Source organism: Celeribacter arenosi (assembly GCF_039539485.1).
GTDB classification, from domain to species: Bacteria; Pseudomonadota; Alphaproteobacteria; order Rhodobacterales; family Rhodobacteraceae; genus Celeribacter; species Celeribacter arenosi.
Genome location: NZ_BAABDF010000007.1, coordinates 252536 through 272877, shown reverse-complemented (window position 1 = coordinate 272877; position 20342 = coordinate 252536). Strand labels below are relative to the sequence as shown.

Here is a 20342-nt window from a genome sequence, read left to right as displayed (position 1 = left end):
TGCGCAACCTAGAACGGCGCGAAACCATCGCCCTTGGTTGTCGGTACGGACCATCGCGCGCGAGGATCAAGTTTGGTTTCACTCCCGCCAAAACGAGGCACCTGACCATCATCGCCATACAGCCAAAGGACGAAATTCGAGCGCTCGCCTTCGGTGATCGGCATGGATTCATGTGCCACGCTGCCGTGGTGGATCAATGCTGTGCCAGGGGCGAACGTCAGCTCGCTGACCTGACGGGTATCGCGATCAACGAACCGCACTCCGGAGCCGGAAAAATCTTCACCGGGCAGGTTGAGGTTGATGTTCAACGTCACCGAGGAGGCGTCCGTGTGGGCGCGCAGGGAGGTATCAGCATTCGCCTGCCACTGGATCGAAAACCCGAACGTTTGCGTGTCGTACCCAACGATATCGGGGAAAAGCAGGCGCGAAATCGGGCGCATGTAGGCATCCATCAAACCACGATAGAAGGTCTGGAAATTCGGCGCACCGAGGTGCCCTTCGGAACGTTCATCAAGCATAGCCCCGCCACGGTTCAGCGAAATTCCATAGGGCGGGCGCAGCGGAATATCAGCGTCTGCCACGCCTTCAAGGTAGTCGCGCAGAACATCCAGGCGATCTGGATCAAAGAATTGGGTTTTGTAGACGCCGGGGAACACTTCTTCCCACAGGTCTTTAACAGCACCTTCTTTGGTGGGGTCTTCCCATGCTTGCTCAACAGCAGCGCGCAATTTTGGGTCGTAAAGGCTGCTGTCGAGAACTGCGGTCTGGCCTGTGCTGTCTTCCCACTCTTTCCAAGCGTCTTTGAACAGGTCCTTGTTTTGGCTCCAGAACTGCTGAACTGAAAATGTGCGTTGCAGCATTTCATCACGGGTGGGACGTTCAATCGCGCGAGCGCGGTCTAGGACATTCGTTTGCATTGTAAATACTCCTGATACGGGGCGCAGGCCCCTTTGTTTGTTGGGTTGGGTTAGCCCAGCTCGGCGATGGCGTCGGTGATGCCTTGCATCACACTCATCACATGGCCGCTGTCCATTGCGGCGGGATGAGGCTGCGTAAAACGCTGGCTGTCGTTGTCGAAATACTTGCCAGTGGCGTTTGCAAAGGATGCTCTCAATGCAGCTTCGCGCAGGATGCTTGCGCCGATGCTCAGATCGTTCCCCGCGATGCCATAGCCCTCTTTCACCATTTTGGAAGCCAACAGCGAACCGGGGTTCACCGCAATAACCGCAGGCCCATCGGGGAGTTCTTTGGCCAACTCTTGTGTCCAGATCGTAATGGCCAATTTGCTTTGGGCGTACGCAGCCGAGTCGCCGACGGGTTTGCGCCCAAGTAATGCCGCAACATCAATTGGTGCTTGTGCGGCGGAAGACAAATTAACGATGCGGCCGTCCTTGGCGATGATCGGCAAGAGGGCGCGGGTCAACACGTAGGGCGCAATGGTGTTGACCATGAACCGCAGATCAAAACCGTCTCTTGTGACCGTATTCGGCGCCTTGAGAACACCGGCGTTGTTTATGACGACATCAAGCTGGTCGTGATTTTTGCGGATGTCTGCCGCAAGCGCTTGGACGTCCGCCATGCGGGACAGATCGGCGGTATAAGTCTTGGTCGTGCCGCCGACCTTCTTTGCCGCCGCCGCTAGTTTTTCCGCACTGCGGCCATGCAGCAATATCGTGTGGCCCTCAGCTGCGAGGTTTTGCGCGGTGAGAAGGCCGATGCCATCGGTGGCCCCTGTAATAAGAATGGTCTTGGTCATGTGATTGTCTTTCGTTCTTTATCCGGGCGTTGGGGCGTTCAGTACCGAACCAGCGTCCGGCTCTCGATGCTTTGGCGCACGGTATGGATGTTTGGATCTTCGACCATGTCCAACGCGCTATGCCCGATAGAGGGGCGACCCTGGTTGTCGTAAATATTGAAATAGGCGACATCGTCCGGCGTCATCTTGGATCTGTAAATCCATCGATGATCAGGGTTCGCCGCCAGGCCCAAGATTTGCCCCTTGCGATCCGGATAAATCAGGTCGAGCAAGATCCAGTCACATTTTTCAACGCTATCCGGCAGGATGAAGCCAAGTGGGGCCGAATTGATAGGCGCACCCACTGGCCGCCAGACGTTGACGAACGCGTAGTGGCCTTTGGCCCATTCCGCCGCTGTTTCTTCGCCCAGAATGTCGATGAGGCGTTGTTTGGCCCCGTGCAGGCTATAGTCACTATGCACGTTGCGTGCGGGTTTTCGAGCGGAATTGGGGTCATCGGAGCGCACGGTATGATCGAAAATGATGACTTCTTTGGCGTCAATTTCGGCGGTCAGAAGCGTGGTCAGTTCGGCTTCATATGTGTGCTGCCAATTCGAGACATCAAAGGCGCGAACCTTCGTCGGAGAGGTCGTAAACCCGACGGAGGATTCTTCGAACGTTGTGCTGGCGCCGACGGCGCGTTCATCAAAGACCTGTACCTGTGTGGGGGCAAGTTCGGGCGATAAGAGGTTGCCAACAATCCCGCCTGCGTCCAACTCAAACGCCTGCCGTTCCGGTTTGTGGACATGGTAATTCACTGTCGCTGTCTGGGTCATGAAAGCCTCCGTTCTTCAGCTTGACACCAGAGATATCAGTATGGAAAAATATAAAAACTTGACAAAATTGATTTCAGTATTTCGAAAAAGGATATAATTTGGACACCCAAAGTCTGCGCCTTTTTGTACTTGCTTGTGAAAAGCTAAATATCAGTGCGGCGGGGCGCGCGCTGGGCATGGCGCCTGCTGTGGCGAGTACGCGCATTGCGAAGTTAGAGCATTTTGTTGGTGCGGAACTTTTGCACCGCTCAACGCGCAAAGTGTCGCTATCGATAGAAGGGCAGGATTTCTTGCCCTACGCCCGCGAGATGATTGCGCAGGAGGAAGCAGCATTGGCGGCGCTTGGAAAAGGGCGCACACAAATCAGTGGCACCTTGCGCTTCGCCGCCCCCAGTTCGTTCGCACAGCTTTATATCGCGCCGCAATTGCCAAAGTTCATTGACCTCTACCCCGACCTCACGCTGGACCTGCACCTCTCCGACACGCAGTTCGACCTGATTGAGGGCAGTTATGACCTTGCCCTGCGTAACTCCGTCCTGGAAGACAGCACACTGACAGCGCGCAAGCTTGCCGACGACCAGCGCATTTTATGCGCTTCTCCGGAATATCTGGACCGACACGGGACCCCCAAGACACCTGACGATCTGCAAACACACCGATTGATTGCTTTCCGCAATTTGGAACAACGCGACCTTGTCTCAACTGATGGGACCTCAGCTGTGTATGACCCCAAACGCGCAGCCCATCGATTACTTTTGAATGATGGCATGACACAAAAGAAATTGACCGTAGAAGGGATGGGGATTTCGATCAATTCCCTCTGGTCTGTCCATAAAGAATTGTCGGACGGATCCCTCATTCGGGTCTTGGATGACTATGAACTGGCCGACACGCCCGCGCTCTGGTTGATTTACCCCAAGAGCAACGTGGTCTCTGCCAAGGTGCGCGTTTTTATGGATTTCCTGATTGAGCAAATCGGCCGTAAAAAGCCGTGGCATGGGGTACCTTGAGGGCTCACCAATAGTGCGGTTATCCTAATTAAAGTACATACGACGCGCCCGAACCCGCCAACACTCAGTAAGAAGGACGCCGAGCATGGAAAGCTTTGCCAACGATCTCAGCCAGATGCAGCGGACTCCTTTACAGGCGGACCATGTAGAAGCATTGCGCAAGGTTGGCACGTCGCGAACCTATGCGGCGGGCGAGACGATCATCCGCCCAGGAGATCCGTTGGATGAACTGCTTTATATCGAAAGTGGCGAGATAGAGGTCGTGCATCCGGTCACGCAGCAGCGCACTATTTCGGCAACGATGGGGCCGTCGCAATTTACGGGGGAAATCGGGACGCTCTCAGGTGCCGCATCGATGATGCAAATGCGGGCGTGTGCCGCCTCAACTGTGATCGTCGTAAGGAACACAGACTTGATCAAGCTAATGTCTCGCATCCCCGAAATGAGCGATATCATTCTGACAGTCTTTGCTGCCAGACGGCGCGGCAACGTCGAACTTGAGCAAACCGAACTTAAACTGATCGGCGCGGATGTTGATAAGAACATCCAGAAGGTCGCCATCTTCGCGCAGCGTAACCGGATCGCCGCGCAGTTAATTGACCTTGAAAGTGCCGAGGCGGACTCGGAACGCGCAAGCTGCGATTTGAAAGGATGCGGACCAGCGGTCATTTTCGGCGGGCAGGTCATTGACGATCCAACCCCGGAAAAACTCGCCCGCATCTTGGGGCTTGAACTGTTAATCGCGAACGACGAGGTCGTGGATGTTTTGATTGTCGGCGGCGGCCCTGCGGGCGTAGCCGCCGGAGTTTATGCGGGGGCCGAAGGATTGTCCGCCGTGGTTGCCGAAGATATCGCAATCGGGGGGCAAGCGGGCACCTCTAGCCGGATCGAGAATTACATGGGCTTTCCTACGGGTATCTCCGGCGGTGATCTGGTGTGGCGTGGCGAGGTGCAGGCGATGAAATTCGGTACCCGCTTCGCCATGCCCTTGCGGATCGAGGCGCTGGCCTGCCGCGATGACCGTTTTTATGCAACCTGTTCAAATGGGCGCGAATTGTGCGCGCGCTCTATCGTCGTGGCCACGGGCGTTCAGTATCGCAAGCTGCCCATCCCACGGCTGGAAGAATTCGAGGGCGCGGGTGTTTATTATGCGGCGACCGAGATGGAATCTCGGTTCTGTCGCAATTCCGAGGCCGTCGTTGTGGGTGGAGGCAATTCGGCGGGGCAAGCGGCCATGTTCCTAAGCCGCGCGGCGGCTCACGTGCATCTGCTGGTGCGTTCTGGTAGTCTGGCTGCGTCGATGTCGAATTATCTGTCGTCGCGCCTTGAGGCCGATCCAAGGATAACTATCCATTATCAAACCGAGATTGCCGAATTGCATGGCGACAGCAGGCTGTCCGCCGTAACCGTAAAAAACAAATCCGAAGGCACGCTGCATCGCTATGAATGCAAGGCGGTTTTCATTATGGCGGGAGCCGCGCCAAACACCGACTGGTTGGCGGGCCATGCCGCTTTGGACGACAAAGGTTTTGTGCTGACCGGACCCGGACATGGGGGCCGCTCGCCGTTCGAAACCTCGACCCACGGAATTTTTGCGGTGGGCGATGTGCGTGCCGGTTCGGTCAAGCGCGTTGCGTCCTCGGTGGGCGAAGGGTCGGTCGTGATGAGCGCCGTTTGGAACCACTTAAACCAATAGAGTAGGATTCACATTATGCCAGAGACCCAAATGCAGGTGGATTTTGAAGACGGCGAGACCGGCGGGCGCTATGTCATCCGCACCAGCGCCGGAGACGCCGAGACAACGTTTTCCAAGACCGGCGACAAAATCATAATTATAGATCACACTGATATGCCCGATGCTTTGCGAGGTCAGGGCTATGGCGCGGTTCTGATCGAACGTATCGTCGCCGATATGCGCGAACAGAGCAAAAAAATCGTGCCGCTTTGCCCGTTCGCCGCGTCACAGTTCAGGAAGCATCCTGATTGGTCTGATGTGCTGAATTAGGCTGACGAGCTTTGGCGCGACCAATTTCATGCGCGATTGCGACTGTGAGATTGCAGAAATTCCAGCCAGTCCTATTGCCAATGCCTGATCCGCATTTTGAGCCTTGTGCGCATGGCTTTCGCCGCAGTTCGCGCATATGCCGGAGCCCTATCGCAGTGCAACGAAGTTGCAGGCAACGCCACGGCTGCATGTTCCGCGCTGCCAGCGCTCAGCGCGCGGAAAGCGACGTCTCAGTTTGGGGTCTCACCTAACGGACCCTCCATCTGTATATGACGAAAGCTGAATCGTGCCTATCAACGCCCGCTTTTGACGACCCGTCCAGATTTGCTTTCACCCGCAGCGAACGACCACATTCCGCCCATCCCGCGCATCCTCCACCAAACAACCCTGGGCTTTTTTCCTCAATTGCGACCGCACAAAAATGATGGTCCCCCCTCCGGCCGATAGGCAGGTCGCTAGAATTTTGAGATACCCCCCCCTGCCCTTCGCGCTTAGGCGGCGCGCTGTGATTTCGCTGGTATGGTAGGATGTATATATGGCGCATTTTTTGCGCAGTGGCGGGGGCTGGTTCTATGGCGCAGTTTTCGGGCTTTCGGGTTCCCCCTCGGCTCGATTATTGCGCCGGCCTGCCCCAAATCCGTGCCATGTCATGCCCCAAAATCATGCCGGGGTTTTGTTTTTGAACTCCAGTGTTGCCGGTCTTCCGTCGACACCGAGATGCGTCAGGGCCCAATGCGCCGCCTGGCCCACACCTTTAGGCCCTAGGCAGGCGCCCCGCGTTTTGACCACGAAGCCCGCCTCTTCGAGCTCGCGATAGTAGCGGCTGACAGTATTGCGCGAGCATCCTAGCCTCTCGGCGGCCAAGCGTTGTGAGAGGAACAGCCGCCCGTTGTTGTGGCCGTTTTAAACGCGGATCAGCTCCCAGTGCAGACCTCGCGCCCCGAGCCCAAGACGCCGGTAGGCGGGTCGTCCAAAAATCCAAGTATCGAGTTTGATAAAGCTCGCGGCATTTCCGCGCTTGTCACGCTTTGCCATGCGCCTAGCCCTCCGAACGAGGCGACACCCGCCGCGCATTGGCCCAGGCGTTCAGATCCGCGCCGTGGTAGACGATCTTGCGCCCCAACCGGAAGTAGGCCGGAGACCGACCATGGTGACGCAACTGTGCCTGGCGGGCTTTGCTTCCCAAAAGCGCCAGGATTTCCGGATCTTCGGGCAAATAGGCCCGCGCTTCATCAAAAAGATTGTTCATTGGATTGCCTCAAGTTTCGAACTCAGGCTTCCAATTATCTTCAGATCTTTTGGGTTGGGAACAGAGTTATCCGATGCCTCGAGCGGCTCGCAGATTTCCCAAAACCGCTTAAGGGGTTTTCTGGAACAGTGCGTAGTACTGCGATTTGTAGGGCTCCGTGGAACGGATGTCGTCGGACAAATAGGCCTCCATCTGGCCCTTACCCTGCCGCCAAAGATCGGGGTCATTCGCGACAGCGTTCTCAAAGGCCTGAGCCACGATACGCTCTTCGGTCATTTTCGGGAACAGATCCGCCAAGGCCTCAATCTCGGACCAGAAAGCCGCCACGCGCGCTGCACGCTTGTTATTGGAGGCTTGGCCTGAGGCAGCGCCGCGCTTGCGTTTGGCCTCCTTCATCGCGACCACCTCATATTCCAACGGCTTGCGGTCAAAGGCGGCGGCGCTCATACCCGCCATGAAGCTGATTTCAGAGGCCTCTTTCAATAACCGATCCGCCTCATCTGGGATCAGCGCCCCGTGCGCCGCATTGCGCCCCGCGCGCTGGCGCACGTACGTGAACCAATCATAGCCTAGGACAACATTGATGGCATGCCAAAGCGGGGTCGACGGCTCGACCTGCCCCAAACTGATCAGCCCCCCAGACTATAGGTCCCATTGCGCCAGGGATACTTGTTCAGCCATGCTTCGGCCCGCGCCCTCTGGGCCGCTGTGACCACGGGATGATAGGCGGGGGGCAAGCCATCACCGGTATAGCCCGGCTCAAAACGTAGCATCCTTCCGAATATGAAGCCGATCTCGCGCCGCGCCCTCATCAGCAGGTTTTGGTAGAAATCGAGATCGATGGTGACGTATCGCTGCCGCCGTGGCGACCAAAAGACGATGGTTGTCTGTTCGTCCATGAAGTCGATGCCTTGCTCCCTCAGATACGCGCGAGCAGCGCCCTCTGCATCAGCAAAAAAGGTCGTCTCATCAGTCGGGCGTTCACTTGTGATCTCGCCCAAAGAAACCCGCAACCAATAGAGCTCTTTCGCAGCCGCCGCCTGCTCCGACGTTGCGGCATGCTCGGGCCGAATGAAGTCCTCATAGGTATCCGTTCCGTCCCCATAGGTGCGCGTGGGCACGAGCGCGGCCAACGTGTGTCGGCGGGCCTCTTTGTCACTCAGAGACGTTGTCACAAGGCTTAATAATTCTTCTTTCACAACGCTATATAGCTCGCCCTGCCAAAGCTTTGGTTCGTCTGACGCGCCCGTCATGTTCCTACCCCCGTGTCCAAGATGCCGCCCGTCACAAAGGCCGACCACTGCTCCATCAACTCCCGCCGCCGCTCGAGCAGATCCGAGCGCGCATAGGCCCGCTCCACGTCCGAGCCGACTTTATGCGCGAGGCTCATCTCCGCTACCTCGCGCGGCGCATTTGCCACTTCGCCGGCCCAGTCCCGGAAAGTCGATCGAAAGCCGTGCACCGTCGCATCCTCGACACCCATCCGGCGCAGCAGCATCAGCATCGCCATGTTCGACAGCGGCTTGTGCCGTTTCTGCCCCTCAAACACCACCTCGGAGCGCAGATCTCGCAAGGGCTCGATCAGGGCCCGCATCGCCTCCGTCAGCGGCACGCGGTGGTCTTCTCCCATTTTCATGCGCGCCGCGGGGCAAGTCCACAGCCGCGCCTCACCGTCAATCTCGTCCCACCGCATGCCGAGCACCTCGCCCGTCCGCGCGCCACTCAGGCAAGTGAACATGAGCGCTTTCGCCGCCATGCCACTTTGCTCTCCCAGACGCGCGTAAAATTCCGGCACATCGCGCCATACCATCGCGGTATGGTGGCGCGGTTTCTTGGCAACTTTTGGCAGAACGCCGCCGTCGCGGGTGGCCGTGACAGGGTTTTCCCCGTCTCGGAATCCACGCGAGCGGGCCACGTCGAGCACGGTCTTGATCCTCTGCGCGAGCCGCCGGGCGGTTTCGTGTTTGGAGGTCCAGATCGGCGCGAGGCACATAAGCACTTCGGGCTGGCCGATGCTATCGACCGGCATCCGCCCGATCTTCGGGAAGGCATAATCGCGCAGCGTGTTGATCCACTGCTGGCCAAGCTTGGCATTCTTCCACGTCGGCATGCGGTCGATATGCACTTGCTGGGAGATCTCTTCAAAGGTCGGGATTTCGCGGGCCGTGTTGAAGCGCGGGTTCAGCCCCTGCTTGGCCATACGGCGATATTCCAGCGCCCGCTCGCGCGCCTGATTGAGCGTGACCGTGTCCGCACCACCCAGACCGAAGTCGGTGCGAAGTGGCGCACCCTTGCGGTTCATCTGACCCTTAACCGTGACCCGCACGATCCAGCGCCGCGCGCCAGAAGGGTCCGCCACTAGGTAGAGCCTATCCCCGTCACCATGGCGACCCGGCCCCAGTTTCTCGACGAGCTTCTTTGTTAGCTTCCCGCTCAGCGCCGCCATGTTTCATACCAGCAACCGAACGCAGACCGGAAACATCGGGCAAAATCCAACCAAACCCGCACTTGCCGCAAACCTAAGAAATAAAATGAAAAAGGCCGCCAAAGGCGACCCATTCAAACCGACCAAAATTGTATGGTGGCGGAGACGAAGGGATTCGAACCCTCGAGACCCTTCCGGGCCTACTCCCTTAGCAGGGGAGCGCCTTCGACCACTCGGCCACGTCTCCGCCGACCCGTTTAGTGGGCAGGCGCGAGCGTGACAAGGTGGAAATGCGGAAATTTTTGGTCAGTGGATTTCATACTCAGGGCAATGGTCGGCGCTGCTTGGGGTCGATGAAACACAAGCTTCGCTGCAATGTCATGAAACCGAGATGTTACTCCCCTACCCCGCAGGAGTGAGGTTCCATGTTCACGGAGTAGCCCGATGACCGAAATTAATCCGATTACCTTCGTTTTGGATTGCCTCTTTGAGCCGTCGCAAAACGGACTACGTGCCAGGCTGAACAAGGTCCTGTGGCGGTAATGCGTCGTTCGCTCAGGTGTTGAACAGGAAGTGCAACACGTCGCCGTCCTGAACAACGTAGCTTTTGCCTTCGGAGCGCATTTTGCCGGCTTCTTTTGCAGGCTGCTCGCCGCCCAAAAAAACGAAGTCGTCATAGGCGATCGTTTCGGCGCGGATGAAGCCCTTTTCGAAGTCACCATGGATGACACCCGCCGCCTGCGGCGCAGCGGTTCCATGTTTGATCGTCCATGCGCGGGCCTCTTTGGGACCGACCGTGAAATAGGTTTCAAGGTGAAGCAACTCGTATCCCGCGCGGATGAGGCGATCCAGACCGGCCTCATCGAGGCCCATTTCGGACAGGAACATTTCCGCTTCTTCTGCATCGAGCTGCGAAATCTCTTCTTCGATCTTTGCGGAAATCACGACTGCGCCGGCACCCTGTTCGGCAGCCATCTTTGCGACAGCTTGCGAATGGGCGTTGCCGTTCGCGGCGTTTTCTTCCTCGACGTTGCAGACGTAAAGGATCGGCTTCTGGGTGAGGAGCTGTAGCATCCGCCACGCTTTGGCGTCCTCGGCATCAACCTGCACAGTGCGCGCGGGTTTGTCCGCCTCGAGCGCGGCCTGAGCCGCGACGAGAAGGCGTTCTTGCTGCGCGGATTCTTTGTCGCCGCCTTTCAGTTTGCGCACGAGGTTGGCGCGGCGCTTTTCGATACTTTCCAGATCGGCCAGCATCAACTCGGTTTCGATGACCTGCGCATCGTCAACCGGATCAACGCGGCCCTCGACATGGGTCACATCCCCGTCCTCGAAACAGCGCACAACATGGGCAATGGCGTCGCATTCGCGGATGTTGGCCAAAAACTGGTTGCCCAGACCTTCGCCCTTCGAGGCGCCTTTGACGAGGCCTGCGATATCGACGAACGTCATGCGTGTCGGAATGATCTGTTTGGATCCCGCGATCGCCGCCAGTTTATCGAGGCGTTCATCAGGGACCGCAACTTCGCCGACGTTCGGCTCAATGGTGCAGAAGGGAAAATTCGCCGCCTGTGCAGCGGCTGTTTTCGTGAGAGCGTTAAAGAGCGTGGATTTGCCCACGTTCGGCAGCCCGACGATGCCCATTTTGAAACCCATAGCGCAGTCCTTTACTGGTGTTGCGCCTCCATAGCCAAGGGCGCAACTCGGCGCAAGCACGGGGACGTCTGTCCAAACTCGCGGTCAAATGGTAATGTGAGTGTAGTTTGCAGGAGCACGGCCATGATACATCCCTATATCCATTTCCAAGGAAATTGCCGCGAAGCGATGGAAGCCTATCAGAGCATCCTAGGCGGAAAGCTCGAATTAATGGGCTATGACCAGATGCCGGATGCGCCGGATGACTTGGCCAAAAGCGATCTTGTGATGCATGCGTGGTTAAATAGTCCCCTCGGCGATTTTGGTGGATCAGATTTCCCACCGGGAGAAGAGGGCGACCCGCAAAAGGCGGTCACGATATCTCTGACGATTGACGATCCGGACACGTCGGAGAAAACCTTTGGCGCGCTCATGGAGGGTGGCGCCCTCATCCAGGCCTATGGTCCGTCATTCTTCGCAGCCGGTTTCGGGATGGGCAAAGACCGTTTCGGGACGCATTGGATGGTTATGGTAGGGGCAAGTCCCGCCTGACCCCTTGCCCTTCGCGCCCATTTGCGGCACTTCGGTGGCAAGCCAACCGGAGTGCCAAACATGACCCGTATTGACGCAAAATTCGCCGACTTGAAAGCCGCTGGAAAGAAGGCCTTTGTTGCCTATGTGATGGCGGGCGATCCGGACGAAGAAACGTCACTGGAAATCGTCAAGGCGCTGCCTGCAGCGGGCGTGGATATCATTGAATTGGGGCTGCCCTTCACCGATCCTATGGCAGATGGGCCGACGATCCAGCTGGCCGGTCAAAGGGCGCTAGATGCGGGTATGACCCTCAAAAAGACACTGAACGTCGCACGGGCGTTTCGTGAAACAGACGACACCACCCCGCTGGTGCTAATGGGCTATTACAACCCGATCTATTCTCACGGCGTGGACCAGTTCCTCGTAGACGCGAAGGAAGCAGGTATCGATGGGCTCATCGTCGTCGACCTTCCCCCCGAAGAGGACGATGAACTCTGCATCCCCGCTCAGGCGGCCGGTCTGAATTTCATCCGTCTTGCAACACCGACAACGGATGATGTTCGTCTTCCCAAGGTTCTTCAGAACACATCGGGATTTGTTTACTATGTTTCCATCACCGGCATTACAGGTGCTGCAGAAGCCTCTGGTGCAAACGTGGCGCCCGAAGTTACGCGGATCAAATCACAGACCGATTTGCCCGTAATCGTCGGTTTTGGCGTGAAGACCCCCGAAAAGGCCCAAGAAATCGCGGCGATCGCGGACGGAACCGTCGTGGGCTCCGCCATCGTCAACGAGATTGCTCAGGGCAAATCGGTAGAACAGGTCGCAGCCTTCGTAAAATCACTCGCCGATGGTGCGCATCGCGCCTAACCGAGGCGAAACTCAGGCGGGGCGGTTCAGGAAATGGGCCGCCGAAGCCAATGAGCGATATGACGGTTCGTAGAACTGGCCGAAGTGATTGAAGCCGTGGTTGACGTCCGCGAAGAAATCATAGGCATGATCGATCCCCGCATCGGCGTATAGCGCGGCCAACCAGCGACTGTCATCAGCGAGGCAGTCCAACTCGGCCTCGCAAAACCACGCCGGTGGCAATCCCGTGACGTCGATGCCGGATAGGTCGCCATAGGGCGCATCCGCCCCGTCAAGATACCAGTCCCAGCACCGCTGCATCGCCTCCGTGGTGAGGCCATATTCGTCGCCGCCGTACGCCCGATGACTGCGCGTATCGAAAGCCTTTCGAAAACAGCCATACCATAGGAGGAGGTCGGAGATCAGGTCGTCCTTGCCTGCATCGCGCAGCTTGGCCGCAGCACCGACACTCAGATTTGCGCCCGCACTATCACCGCCGAGGACGATCCGTGCGCCTTTACGCGCAGCCGCCACGTCTTCGACCAACGCCACAATGTGATCGAGACCCGCTGGATAGGGGTCTTCGGGGGCCAGAGGGTATTCAGGCCCAATGATCTCACAGCCCGTCAGATGTGCAAGATCGACCATCACAGCGCCATGGGTAAAGGTGTCGCAATTCACCCAACCACCGCCATGCACATAGATAACCACGGTAGAGGGGTTGCTATTCGCATCCGGCATGAACAACCGCCGGTCATCCAACTCTGTCACCGTGACGATGTCCGCATGCCGTCCGAGCAAACCACGGCGCGCCTCGGTGGCCGCCTTTCGGATATCGGGCATGCGCTCTTTCGAGTCCTCAATGAAGGTCTTTGCCGAAAACCGTTCAGCGACCGACGTTAGGGCCGGATCAGGCAATTTGGTCATGTCTCTCTCCCTGCATTTATCCGAGTTTCGACCGGTCATTGCACGGGAGCAAGCCCAATCGGCACACAGCGAGTGCGCGGTTTTGCTTGGCAAAGTAGGTGTGATGGCCTATCTGGCCCCTTCAATTCCTTATCCGCGCAGGGGAATCCGATGATCCAGACACCCTACTACCTCATCGACAAATCGCGCCTGCGCCAGAACATGGAAAAGGTCGCGCACTTGCGCGACCGTTCGGGCGCGAAGGCCCTGCTGGCTCTGAAATGCTTTTCAACCTGGCCGGTTTTCGACTTCATGCGCGACTACATGGATGGCACGACCTCATCCTCCCTGTTCGAGTTGAAACTCGGCGCGCAGAAGTTCGGCAAAGAAACCCATGGCTACTCGGTCGGCTGGGCTGATCACGAGATCGAAGAAGCCGTGGCCTGTGCCGACAAGATTATTTTCAACTCGCTGGGGCAGCTCGACCGGTACACGGATGCGTCCGCCGGGATCGCACGCGGTCTGCGTCTCAATCCTCGGTTCTCGACATCCGGTTTCGACCTCGCGGACCCAGCGCGGCCCTTCTCCCGTCTCGGCGAGTGGGATATCGCGCGGCTAGAAGCGGCGGCGGATCGCATTTCCGGCGTGATGATCCACTACAACTGCGAGAACCGGAATTTTGACCTCTTTTCAGAGCAATTGAGCCGGATCGAAGCCGAATTCGGTTCGTTTTTGAAAAGAATGGAATGGGTCAGTCTGGGCGGCGGCATCCATTTTTCGGCCGACGACTATCCGATCGACAAACTGGCCGACCGGCTGCGCGCGTTTTCCGACGCGATGGGTGTGCAGGTCTACCTCGAACCGGGCGAGGCGGCGATTACCAACTCGACATCGCTCGAAGTGTCCGTTCTCGACATTCTCGACAATGGCAAAAAAATCGCCATCGTGGACAGCTCGATCGAGGCGCATATGCTCGATCTGTTGATCTATCGCGAAACCGCAAAGCTGCCCCAAAACGGGGCGCATACATACCAGATTGCTGGCAAAACCTGTCTTGCCGGCGACATCTTTGGCGACGCGCGGTTTGATCATCACCTCAAGATCGGCGATCGTATCTCCATCGCGGATGCCGCCGGTTACACGATGGTCAAAAAGAACTGGTTCAACGGCGTGCAAATGCCGTCCATCGCGATCCGCGAGCTGGACGGAACAGTAAATGTTGCGCGCGCGTTCGGCTATGACGACTTCGTTTCGGCGCTCGGGTAGCGCCGTTTTCGCCCTGTTTCCACCAAAGGAGGTCTTGGACCCTTGAAACGCAATGTTCTCATCATCGGCGCCGGTGGCGTCGCGCAGGTCGTCGCGCATAAATGCGCCCAAAACAACGATGTTCTGGGTGATCTCCATATCGCCAGTCGCACCGTGTCGAAATGCGAAGCGATCCTGGACACAGTCCGCGACAAGGCCGCGATGAAAGAGGACGGTGTATTCGAGGCCCATGAAGTCGACGCCACGGACTCGGACGCGGTGGCGGCCCTGATTGGCTCCACAGGCGCGCAAATCGTCATCAATGTGGGCACAGCATTCGTCAACATGCACGTGCTCGACGCCTGCATTGCGACAGGGTCGGCCTATATCGACACGGCGATCCACGAAGAGCCCGACAAAATCTGTGAAACTCCGCCATGGTATGCAAATTACGAATGGAAACGGCGCGAACTTTGTGCCGAAAAAGGGATCACCGCGATCCTCGGCGCGGGATTTGATCCGGGCGTGGTGAATGCCTTTGCCCGTTTTGCCATCGACCAGATGGACGAGGTCACCAGCATCGACATCGTCGACATCAATGCAGGCAGCCACGGCAAATACTTCGCCACGAACTTTGATCCGGAGATCAATTTCCGCGAGTTCACAGGCGTTGTCTATTCTTGGCAAAACGGCGCGTGGCAAGAGAACACCATGTTCGAGGTGGGCCGTTCGTGGGACCTGCCGGTTGTCGGCCCCTCGCAGGCCTATATGTCGGGCCATGACGAAGTGCATTCACTGGCGACGAACTATCCGCAGGCAGACGTGCGCTTTTGGATGGGGTTTGGCGACCACTACATCAACGTCTTCACGGTGCTCAAAAACATCGGCCTCCTCTCCGAGCAGCCGGTTATGACAGCCGAAGGTCAGGAAGTTGTGCCCCTGAAACTGGTCAAAGCCTGCCTTCCCGACCCGTCGAGCCTCGCGCCTGATTACACCGGCAAAACCTGTATCGGTGATCTGGTTTCGGGTCGCAAAGACGGCAAGCCGGTCGACTACTTCGTCTACAACGTGGCCGACCACAAAGAGGCCTACGAGGAAGTCGGCAGTCAGGGTATTTCCTACACCGCTGGCGTGCCGCCTGTTGCCGCTGCGATGTTGGTCGCCACTGGAGAGTGGGACGCGAAAACGATGCGCAATGTCGAGGAGCTCGACCCCAAACCGTTCTTCACCATTCTCGACGCGATTGGCCTGCCGACCCGTGTTCAGATCGGTGGATTGGGTGGCAAAGATATGCCCTGGACGGAAGTCTAGGACGCCAAAAAGTAGGCCCGCCGGATTGGCGGGCCTTTTTATTTTCCGACGCTGGGTGGGTCAGTAGTCCCGCAAAATACCTGCAATCTGGGCCAAAGAAGCATTCCAGTTGATGGTAATCTCGTTCGTCGACCAGCTTTCGATTTCATCCAGATAACAGAACTGCGCCACGCAGTCGGGGATCACCCTTTGGGCAACCGGATCCTGAATGGAGGAATTCGGGCCCCCTGCGAGGCTTCCTTTGGGCGGATTTGGCAAACTGGGTTTGATCTGATTGGCGAACCAACGCGAATGCTGGTTCTTCGCGAACACCTCCCCATAGCCCGTCACGTAGGACAGATTGAGCGCATTGCGCCCGAAGATGTAATCCATCGCCTCCAGAACCGCGTCGCGATATCGTTTATCGCCCGTCAGGTCATAGGCCTTGGCCACGACAATGGCGTTTTGCAGATGCAGGTGGTTGGAACCCCAATCGTAGTTGTATGAACCGTCAGCTTGCTTGGGCGCGTAAATCTGGCCGAAGTGCTCGCCCGCTTGCGCCTCAACATAGGCGTCGGATGCGTCGATCACTGCCGCCTCGAGTTGCGCGCGGAAGTCCCCGGGCAATTCGCCGTGCGAAAGCAGATTAAGGACCGGCAAAGCACCTACGTTTTTCCAATCAAAGGCTGCAGGGCCGAATAGTTTCTCGACCGACGGCACCCGCGCACGGGCTTCCTGCAGCCACGTTTCATCGCCCGTGGTGATGAACATCTCGGCGGCCGCCCAAAAGAATTCGTCCGATACATCGGTGTCGTCATAGGGACCACCGCCAGAATTGCCGTCTTGCGGTGTTGCGAACAGATCGGGGGTCGCCAAGGCCGCGTCCCACCCTGTTTGAGCGGCCTCCATCAACCGATCCGCAAATTCAGGATCATAGGCCCTCCATAGCCGCGCGCCCTGAGCGGCGGATGCGACAAGATTGAGCGTCGCCGCAGTAGACGGGCGGTGAAGCGAGCGCGGTTTGTCATCCTCATGCGGCATGAGCGGCAATCCGGTCCATTCATCGTCGTGAATTTTGTGGTGGACCATACCCGCGAGCGGCAGCCCTTGTGGCACCTGCATGTTCAACATGAACTCGAGCTGCCATCGCGCCTCATCGAGGATATCGGGGACGCCATTTGACGCTTCCGGAATCGGGAGGGTCCCATCGGGGAAGGCGTCCGGCGCGCGTTCGTGCAGCGCCATGATTTGTGCCACCGAAATTCCGCCGTTCACAACATATTTGCCGTGGTCGCCCGCATCGTACCAGCCACCGGTCACGTCGAGCGTATAGTCGCAACTCCAAGGTGTCCCATAAGCCGCTTGGGAACTCTCGGGAGACTGGCAGGGAACAGCAGTATCGCCGGTATTGGGTGCCACGCCGACGTGGCCCGCCGGACGGGCATAGGCCGCGCCCGCGATCGCGCCGTCAATCGCAATGCCGGACCGGACGGGGTAGAAATAGGTCAAAGCGTCCCGCGCGAGGTCGGCGTAAATATCTGCACTGATGTCAAATGCGTGGGAACGTTGACCATCAAATCCGATCATCATCCCCTCACCCACATCACTCCACTCCGAGAAATCGATGAGGTGTGTCGTTAATCCGCTGGACGCATCCTCGCCCTGCGGAATGGTCTTTCCACGCAGTTGCACTTTTCCCTCGCTATTTCGAAGGGTCCACCCACCTGGCGTGGTGGACTTGGTGACAACGGTTGCGCGTTTTGGGCCGTCGGGAAGGTAACCCACCATATTCACGCGAATATCGGGACCCGTATCGGGACGGTAGGCCTGCACCTCGGCGCCGCCCAGCAAGGCCACATTATCGAGGCAGAAACGCCATGGGTCGGGATGCCCGCCGACCTGAAACGCGACCTGTGCGGCAGGATCATTTGCACTTCCGGGAAAGGTGTTCGAGATGGTGGAGAATTCAGGCGTCGCAATCGGCACAGTAGAGTAGAAAACGGTCCATGGCGCCTGCGCTTCGCCGACGAGCGCGCGAATGGGGGCCGGCGCAGTGCCCATAGCGTCAAAGCGGAATTCGTAGGCCTCGCCCAATTCCTGCGGCACGCCGTTTTGGCCAATGATGGCATCCCATGGATTTACCGTCCCACCGGGCACATCCGCACAGACCATGCCATCCACCAACTCCATGGTGATGTTCTCGCTCGAGAACCAGCCGTCTGTGTTTTCGTCAAAGGTGCCGTTTGTGACCTGATCCGCGGCTAACGCGGGTGCGGTGGCGAAGACGGCCAAGGCCAATGCGTTCATCGAAATGCGTGTCATGTGATCCTCCCAAATCGCTATGACTCGCACTGTTACAAAGGAAACAGGACCTGTCACCTACGTTGGGCACCACAATCTAAAACGTTTTAGGATTTCGCGATTTCTTGCCGATAATTGGCACGTGAACCTTAGAAAAAGCACTCGGCGCGCATGGTGGTTTTATGCGCGCCGCGTCGTGTTTGCGGAAATTAGCCGAGGGTTACATCGAGGAACATCATCAGGATCAACCCCGTCAGAAGACCCCCCGTGGCATAGTTCTGGTAGCCTTTGCGATGGGTCTCGGGGATAATTTCATGGCTAATGATGTAGAGCATCGCACCCGCTGCGAAGGTGAGGCCCCACGGCAAAACATGTTGGGAAATATGGACAAGGCCAACACCCAATGCGCCGCCAACAGGTTCAACCAATCCGGTCAAAAGGGCCAAGGTAAACGACCGCCACTTTGAATAGCCCTGACCACGCAATGCAACCGCCACTGCGAGGCCTTCTGGCGCGTTTTGCAGACCAATGCCGGTCGCTAGGCTGAGGCCATTCGCAATATTGCCGCCCCCGAAACCGATCCCGACGGCCATACCTTCGGGAAAGTTGTGGATCGTGATCGCGATAATGAAGAGCCAGACTTTCGACAATGCGCCCGGATCGGCACCTTCGGGCCCGACGATGAAATGTTCATGAGGCAAAGTCTCATTGAGAAACGCGACGGCCAGTGCACCCAATGCGATCCCGCCCGCAGCGATTGCCGCAGAAATCCAGACGACCCCATAGAGTTCGTCGGCCACATCCAGACCCGGAACGATCAGGGAAAAGTAGCTCGCCGAGATCATGACCCCAGCAGCAAACCCCAAAAGCGTGTCGTTTGCGCGCACTGAAAGCGCTTTGCCGAAAAGCACAGGAATGGCGCCAACGCCTGTCATCAGGCCTGCGCCGAGTGATGCCAAAATTCCGAGCCAGATCACGTCCATGGGAGTCCCTCTAAATGGTTCCGGCAACGCCTACGCTTCTTGAGAATGATTTGCAACTGGAATTGCATTTTGACTTGGCAATAGGCCCCTTTCGTGCAAATTGGTTTATAAAACATACCAATTATGCCCGCTCGGAGATCGAAATGCCCGTGATTACCAATATCTACGACCTCAAACGGCTCCACAAACGGCGCACCCCAAAGATGTTCTACGACTATTGCGAAAGCGGTTCGTGGACTGAGCAGACGTTTCGCGAAAACGTCACCGACTTTGACAAAATCCGGCTGCGTCAGCGAATTGCCGTGAACATGGAGGGGCGATCGACCGCGACGCAAATGATCGGGCAAGATGTTGCGATGCCTGTGGCGCTGGCCCCAGTCGGCCTGACGGGCATGCAGCGCGCCGATGGCGAAATCAAAGCCGCCCGCGCCGCCGAGAAATTCGGTGTACCCTTTACGCTTTCGACCATGTCGATCTGCTCGATTGAAGACGTTGCCGAAAACACGGAAAAACCATTCTGGTTTCAGGTCTACACCTTGAAGGACGACGACTTCATGCGCCGGCTGCTCGATCGGGCCAAAGATGCAAACTGTTCTGCGATTGTCATAACTGTCGATCTGCAAATCATGGGGCAGCGTCACAAGGACCTCAAAAACGGTCTCTCAGCGCCACCCAAGCTCACCCCGAAATCGATCGCCGACATGGTGACCAAGGTCGCATGGGGCCTTGAAATGCTCGGGACGAAGCGGCGCTTTTTTGGCAATATTGTCGGCCACGCAAAGGGGGTGACTGACCCGTCATCGCTGTCTTCCTGGACGGCTGAGGCCTTTGATCCCGCCCTTGACTGGGACCGCATTGCGACCCTGCGCAGGATGTGGGACGGAAAGGTCATCCTGAAAGGGATCCTCGACGTGGAGGATGCCAAACGCGCCGCAGAAATCGGGGCCGACGCGATTGTCGTGTCCAACCATGGCGGTCGCCAACTCGATGGCGCGCTCAGTTCAATCCGGATGCTGGAGCAAATCGTCGAGGCCGTTGGTGATAAGGTCGAGGTCCATCTCGATAGCGGTATCCGGTCAGGTCAGGATGTGCTCAAAGCCGTCGCTATGGGCGCGAAAGGCACCTACATCGGGCGCGCCTTTGTTCACGGGCTCGGTGCAATGGGCGAAGCTGGCGTTACAAAGGCGCTGGAAGTCATTCACAAGGAGCTGGATGTTTCGATGGCGCTCTGTGGACGCCGCGACATCAAAGAGGTTGATCGTGACATCCTTCTTGTCCCCGAAGATTTCGCAGGTCGCTGGGCCTGACTGAAGCGGCGCCCCAAAGGGCGCCGTTTTTCGTT

General features: G+C 57.6%; 20 protein-coding genes and 1 tRNA gene. 8 read left to right on the top strand and 13 right to left on the bottom strand.

What is annotated here, in order from left to right:
- Positions 1-8: 8 nt before the first annotated feature.
- The 3 genes from ABD815_RS08960 to ABD815_RS08950 are packed head-to-tail and all read right to left on the bottom strand — an operon-like array spanning position 9 to position 2571.
- Positions 9-917 carry a 2OG-Fe(II) oxygenase family protein gene (locus ABD815_RS08960; protein WP_344846466.1) on the bottom strand — a complete coding sequence of 303 codons (909 nt, stop codon included), beginning with the start codon at positions 915-917 and terminating at the stop codon, positions 9-11.
- Between the two features lie 50 nt (positions 918-967).
- Positions 968-1756, bottom strand: a complete 789-nt coding sequence (locus ABD815_RS08955; RefSeq protein ID WP_344846464.1) for an SDR family NAD(P)-dependent oxidoreductase — start codon at positions 1754-1756, stop codon at positions 968-970.
- A gap of 38 nt (positions 1757-1794) precedes the next feature.
- Positions 1795-2571, bottom strand: coding sequence for a CmcJ/NvfI family oxidoreductase (locus tag ABD815_RS08950; RefSeq protein ID WP_344846462.1), 777 nt, complete (start codon positions 2569-2571; stop codon positions 1795-1797).
- Positions 2572-2669: 98 nt separating this feature from the next.
- Between ABD815_RS08950 and ABD815_RS08945 the strand changes: the two genes are divergently transcribed.
- From ABD815_RS08945 to ABD815_RS08935, 3 genes are all read left to right on the top strand, one after another.
- The gene (locus ABD815_RS08945) at positions 2670-3581 is read left to right on the top strand and encodes a LysR family transcriptional regulator (protein WP_344846460.1); all 912 of its coding nucleotides are present in this window, start codon (positions 2670-2672) and stop codon (positions 3579-3581) included.
- An 85-nt stretch (positions 3582-3666) separates the two neighbouring features.
- Entirely contained in the window at positions 3667-5277 is a 1611-nt protein-coding gene (locus ABD815_RS08940; RefSeq protein ID WP_344846458.1) for an FAD-dependent oxidoreductase, read from the top strand.
- A gap of 15 nt (positions 5278-5292) precedes the next feature.
- The gene (locus ABD815_RS08935; RefSeq protein WP_344846456.1) at positions 5293-5586 is read left to right on the top strand and encodes a GNAT family N-acetyltransferase; all 294 of its coding nucleotides are present in this window, start codon (positions 5293-5295) and stop codon (positions 5584-5586) included.
- 660 nt (positions 5587-6246) lie between these two features.
- On the opposite strand, the gene ABD815_RS15110 is transcribed toward ABD815_RS08935, so the two are convergent.
- The 7 genes from ABD815_RS15110 to ychF all read right to left on the bottom strand — a co-directional run bounded on the left by ABD815_RS15110 (position 6247) and on the right by ychF (position 10913).
- Positions 6247-6468, bottom strand: a complete 222-nt coding sequence (locus ABD815_RS15110; protein WP_425549866.1) for a helix-turn-helix domain-containing protein — start codon at positions 6466-6468, stop codon at positions 6247-6249.
- 157 nt (positions 6469-6625) lie between these two features.
- Positions 6626-6835 carry a MerR family transcriptional regulator gene (locus ABD815_RS08930; protein WP_344846455.1) on the bottom strand — a complete coding sequence of 70 codons (210 nt, stop codon included), beginning with the start codon at positions 6833-6835 and terminating at the stop codon, positions 6626-6628.
- 108 nt (positions 6836-6943) lie between these two features.
- Entirely contained in the window at positions 6944-7459 is a 516-nt protein-coding gene (locus tag ABD815_RS08925) for a hypothetical protein (protein WP_344846453.1), read from the bottom strand.
- A 5-nt stretch (positions 7460-7464) separates the two neighbouring features.
- Positions 7465-8088: a hypothetical protein gene (locus ABD815_RS08920; protein ID WP_344846451.1), complete on the bottom strand. Its 624-nt coding sequence runs from the start codon at positions 8086-8088 to the stop codon at positions 7465-7467.
- Positions 8085-9281 carry a tyrosine-type recombinase/integrase gene (locus tag ABD815_RS08915; protein ID WP_344846449.1) on the bottom strand — a complete coding sequence of 399 codons (1197 nt, stop codon included), beginning with the start codon at positions 9279-9281 and terminating at the stop codon, positions 8085-8087. Before ABD815_RS08915 ends, ABD815_RS08920 begins: the two co-directional genes overlap by 4 nt.
- Before the next feature lie 136 nt (positions 9282-9417).
- Positions 9418-9507 (bottom strand) — tRNA-Ser (locus ABD815_RS08910).
- A 308-nt stretch (positions 9508-9815) separates the two neighbouring features.
- Positions 9816-10913 carry a redox-regulated ATPase YchF gene (gene ychF / locus ABD815_RS08905; RefSeq protein ID WP_344846447.1) on the bottom strand — a complete coding sequence of 366 codons (1098 nt, stop codon included), beginning with the start codon at positions 10911-10913 and terminating at the stop codon, positions 9816-9818.
- Positions 10914-11036: 123 nt separating this feature from the next.
- Between ychF and ABD815_RS08900 the strand changes: the two genes are divergently transcribed.
- On the top strand, positions 11037-11444 hold the full coding sequence (locus ABD815_RS08900) for a VOC family protein (protein ID WP_344846445.1): 408 nt from the start codon (positions 11037-11039) through the stop codon (positions 11442-11444).
- A gap of 60 nt (positions 11445-11504) precedes the next feature.
- A complete protein-coding gene (trpA, locus tag ABD815_RS08895) occupies positions 11505-12296 on the top strand; it encodes a tryptophan synthase subunit alpha (RefSeq protein ID WP_344846443.1) in 792 nt (263 codons plus the stop codon).
- Between the two features lie 12 nt (positions 12297-12308).
- Here the strand turns inward: trpA and ABD815_RS08890 are convergent, their stop codons facing one another.
- Positions 12309-13202 (bottom strand): alpha/beta hydrolase fold domain-containing protein, encoded by an 894-nt coding sequence (locus tag ABD815_RS08890; RefSeq protein ID WP_344846441.1) that lies wholly within the window; start codon positions 13200-13202, stop codon positions 12309-12311.
- 150 nt (positions 13203-13352) lie between these two features.
- On the opposite strand from ABD815_RS08890, the gene ABD815_RS08885 reads away from it, so the two are divergent.
- Complete coding sequence (locus ABD815_RS08885) at positions 13353-14447, top strand: carboxynorspermidine decarboxylase (RefSeq protein ID WP_344846439.1); 1095 nt, start codon at positions 13353-13355, stop codon at positions 14445-14447.
- 42 nt (positions 14448-14489) lie between these two features.
- Positions 14490-15737, top strand: a complete 1248-nt coding sequence (locus tag ABD815_RS08880; RefSeq protein WP_344846437.1) for a saccharopine dehydrogenase family protein — start codon at positions 14490-14492, stop codon at positions 15735-15737.
- Between the two features lie 60 nt (positions 15738-15797).
- On the opposite strand, the gene ABD815_RS08875 is transcribed toward ABD815_RS08880, so the two are convergent.
- On the bottom strand, positions 15798-18038 hold the full coding sequence (locus tag ABD815_RS08875) for a glycoside hydrolase family 9 protein (RefSeq protein ID WP_344846435.1): 2241 nt from the start codon (positions 18036-18038) through the stop codon (positions 15798-15800).
- A gap of 188 nt (positions 18039-18226) precedes the next feature.
- On the bottom strand, positions 18227-19000 hold the full coding sequence (locus tag ABD815_RS08870; protein WP_344846433.1) for a ZIP family metal transporter: 774 nt from the start codon (positions 18998-19000) through the stop codon (positions 18227-18229).
- 143 nt (positions 19001-19143) lie between these two features.
- On the opposite strand from ABD815_RS08870, the gene ABD815_RS08865 reads away from it, so the two are divergent.
- On the top strand, positions 19144-20307 hold the full coding sequence (locus tag ABD815_RS08865) for an alpha-hydroxy acid oxidase (protein WP_344846431.1): 1164 nt from the start codon (positions 19144-19146) through the stop codon (positions 20305-20307).
- The last annotated feature ends 35 nt before the right edge of the window (positions 20308-20342 follow it).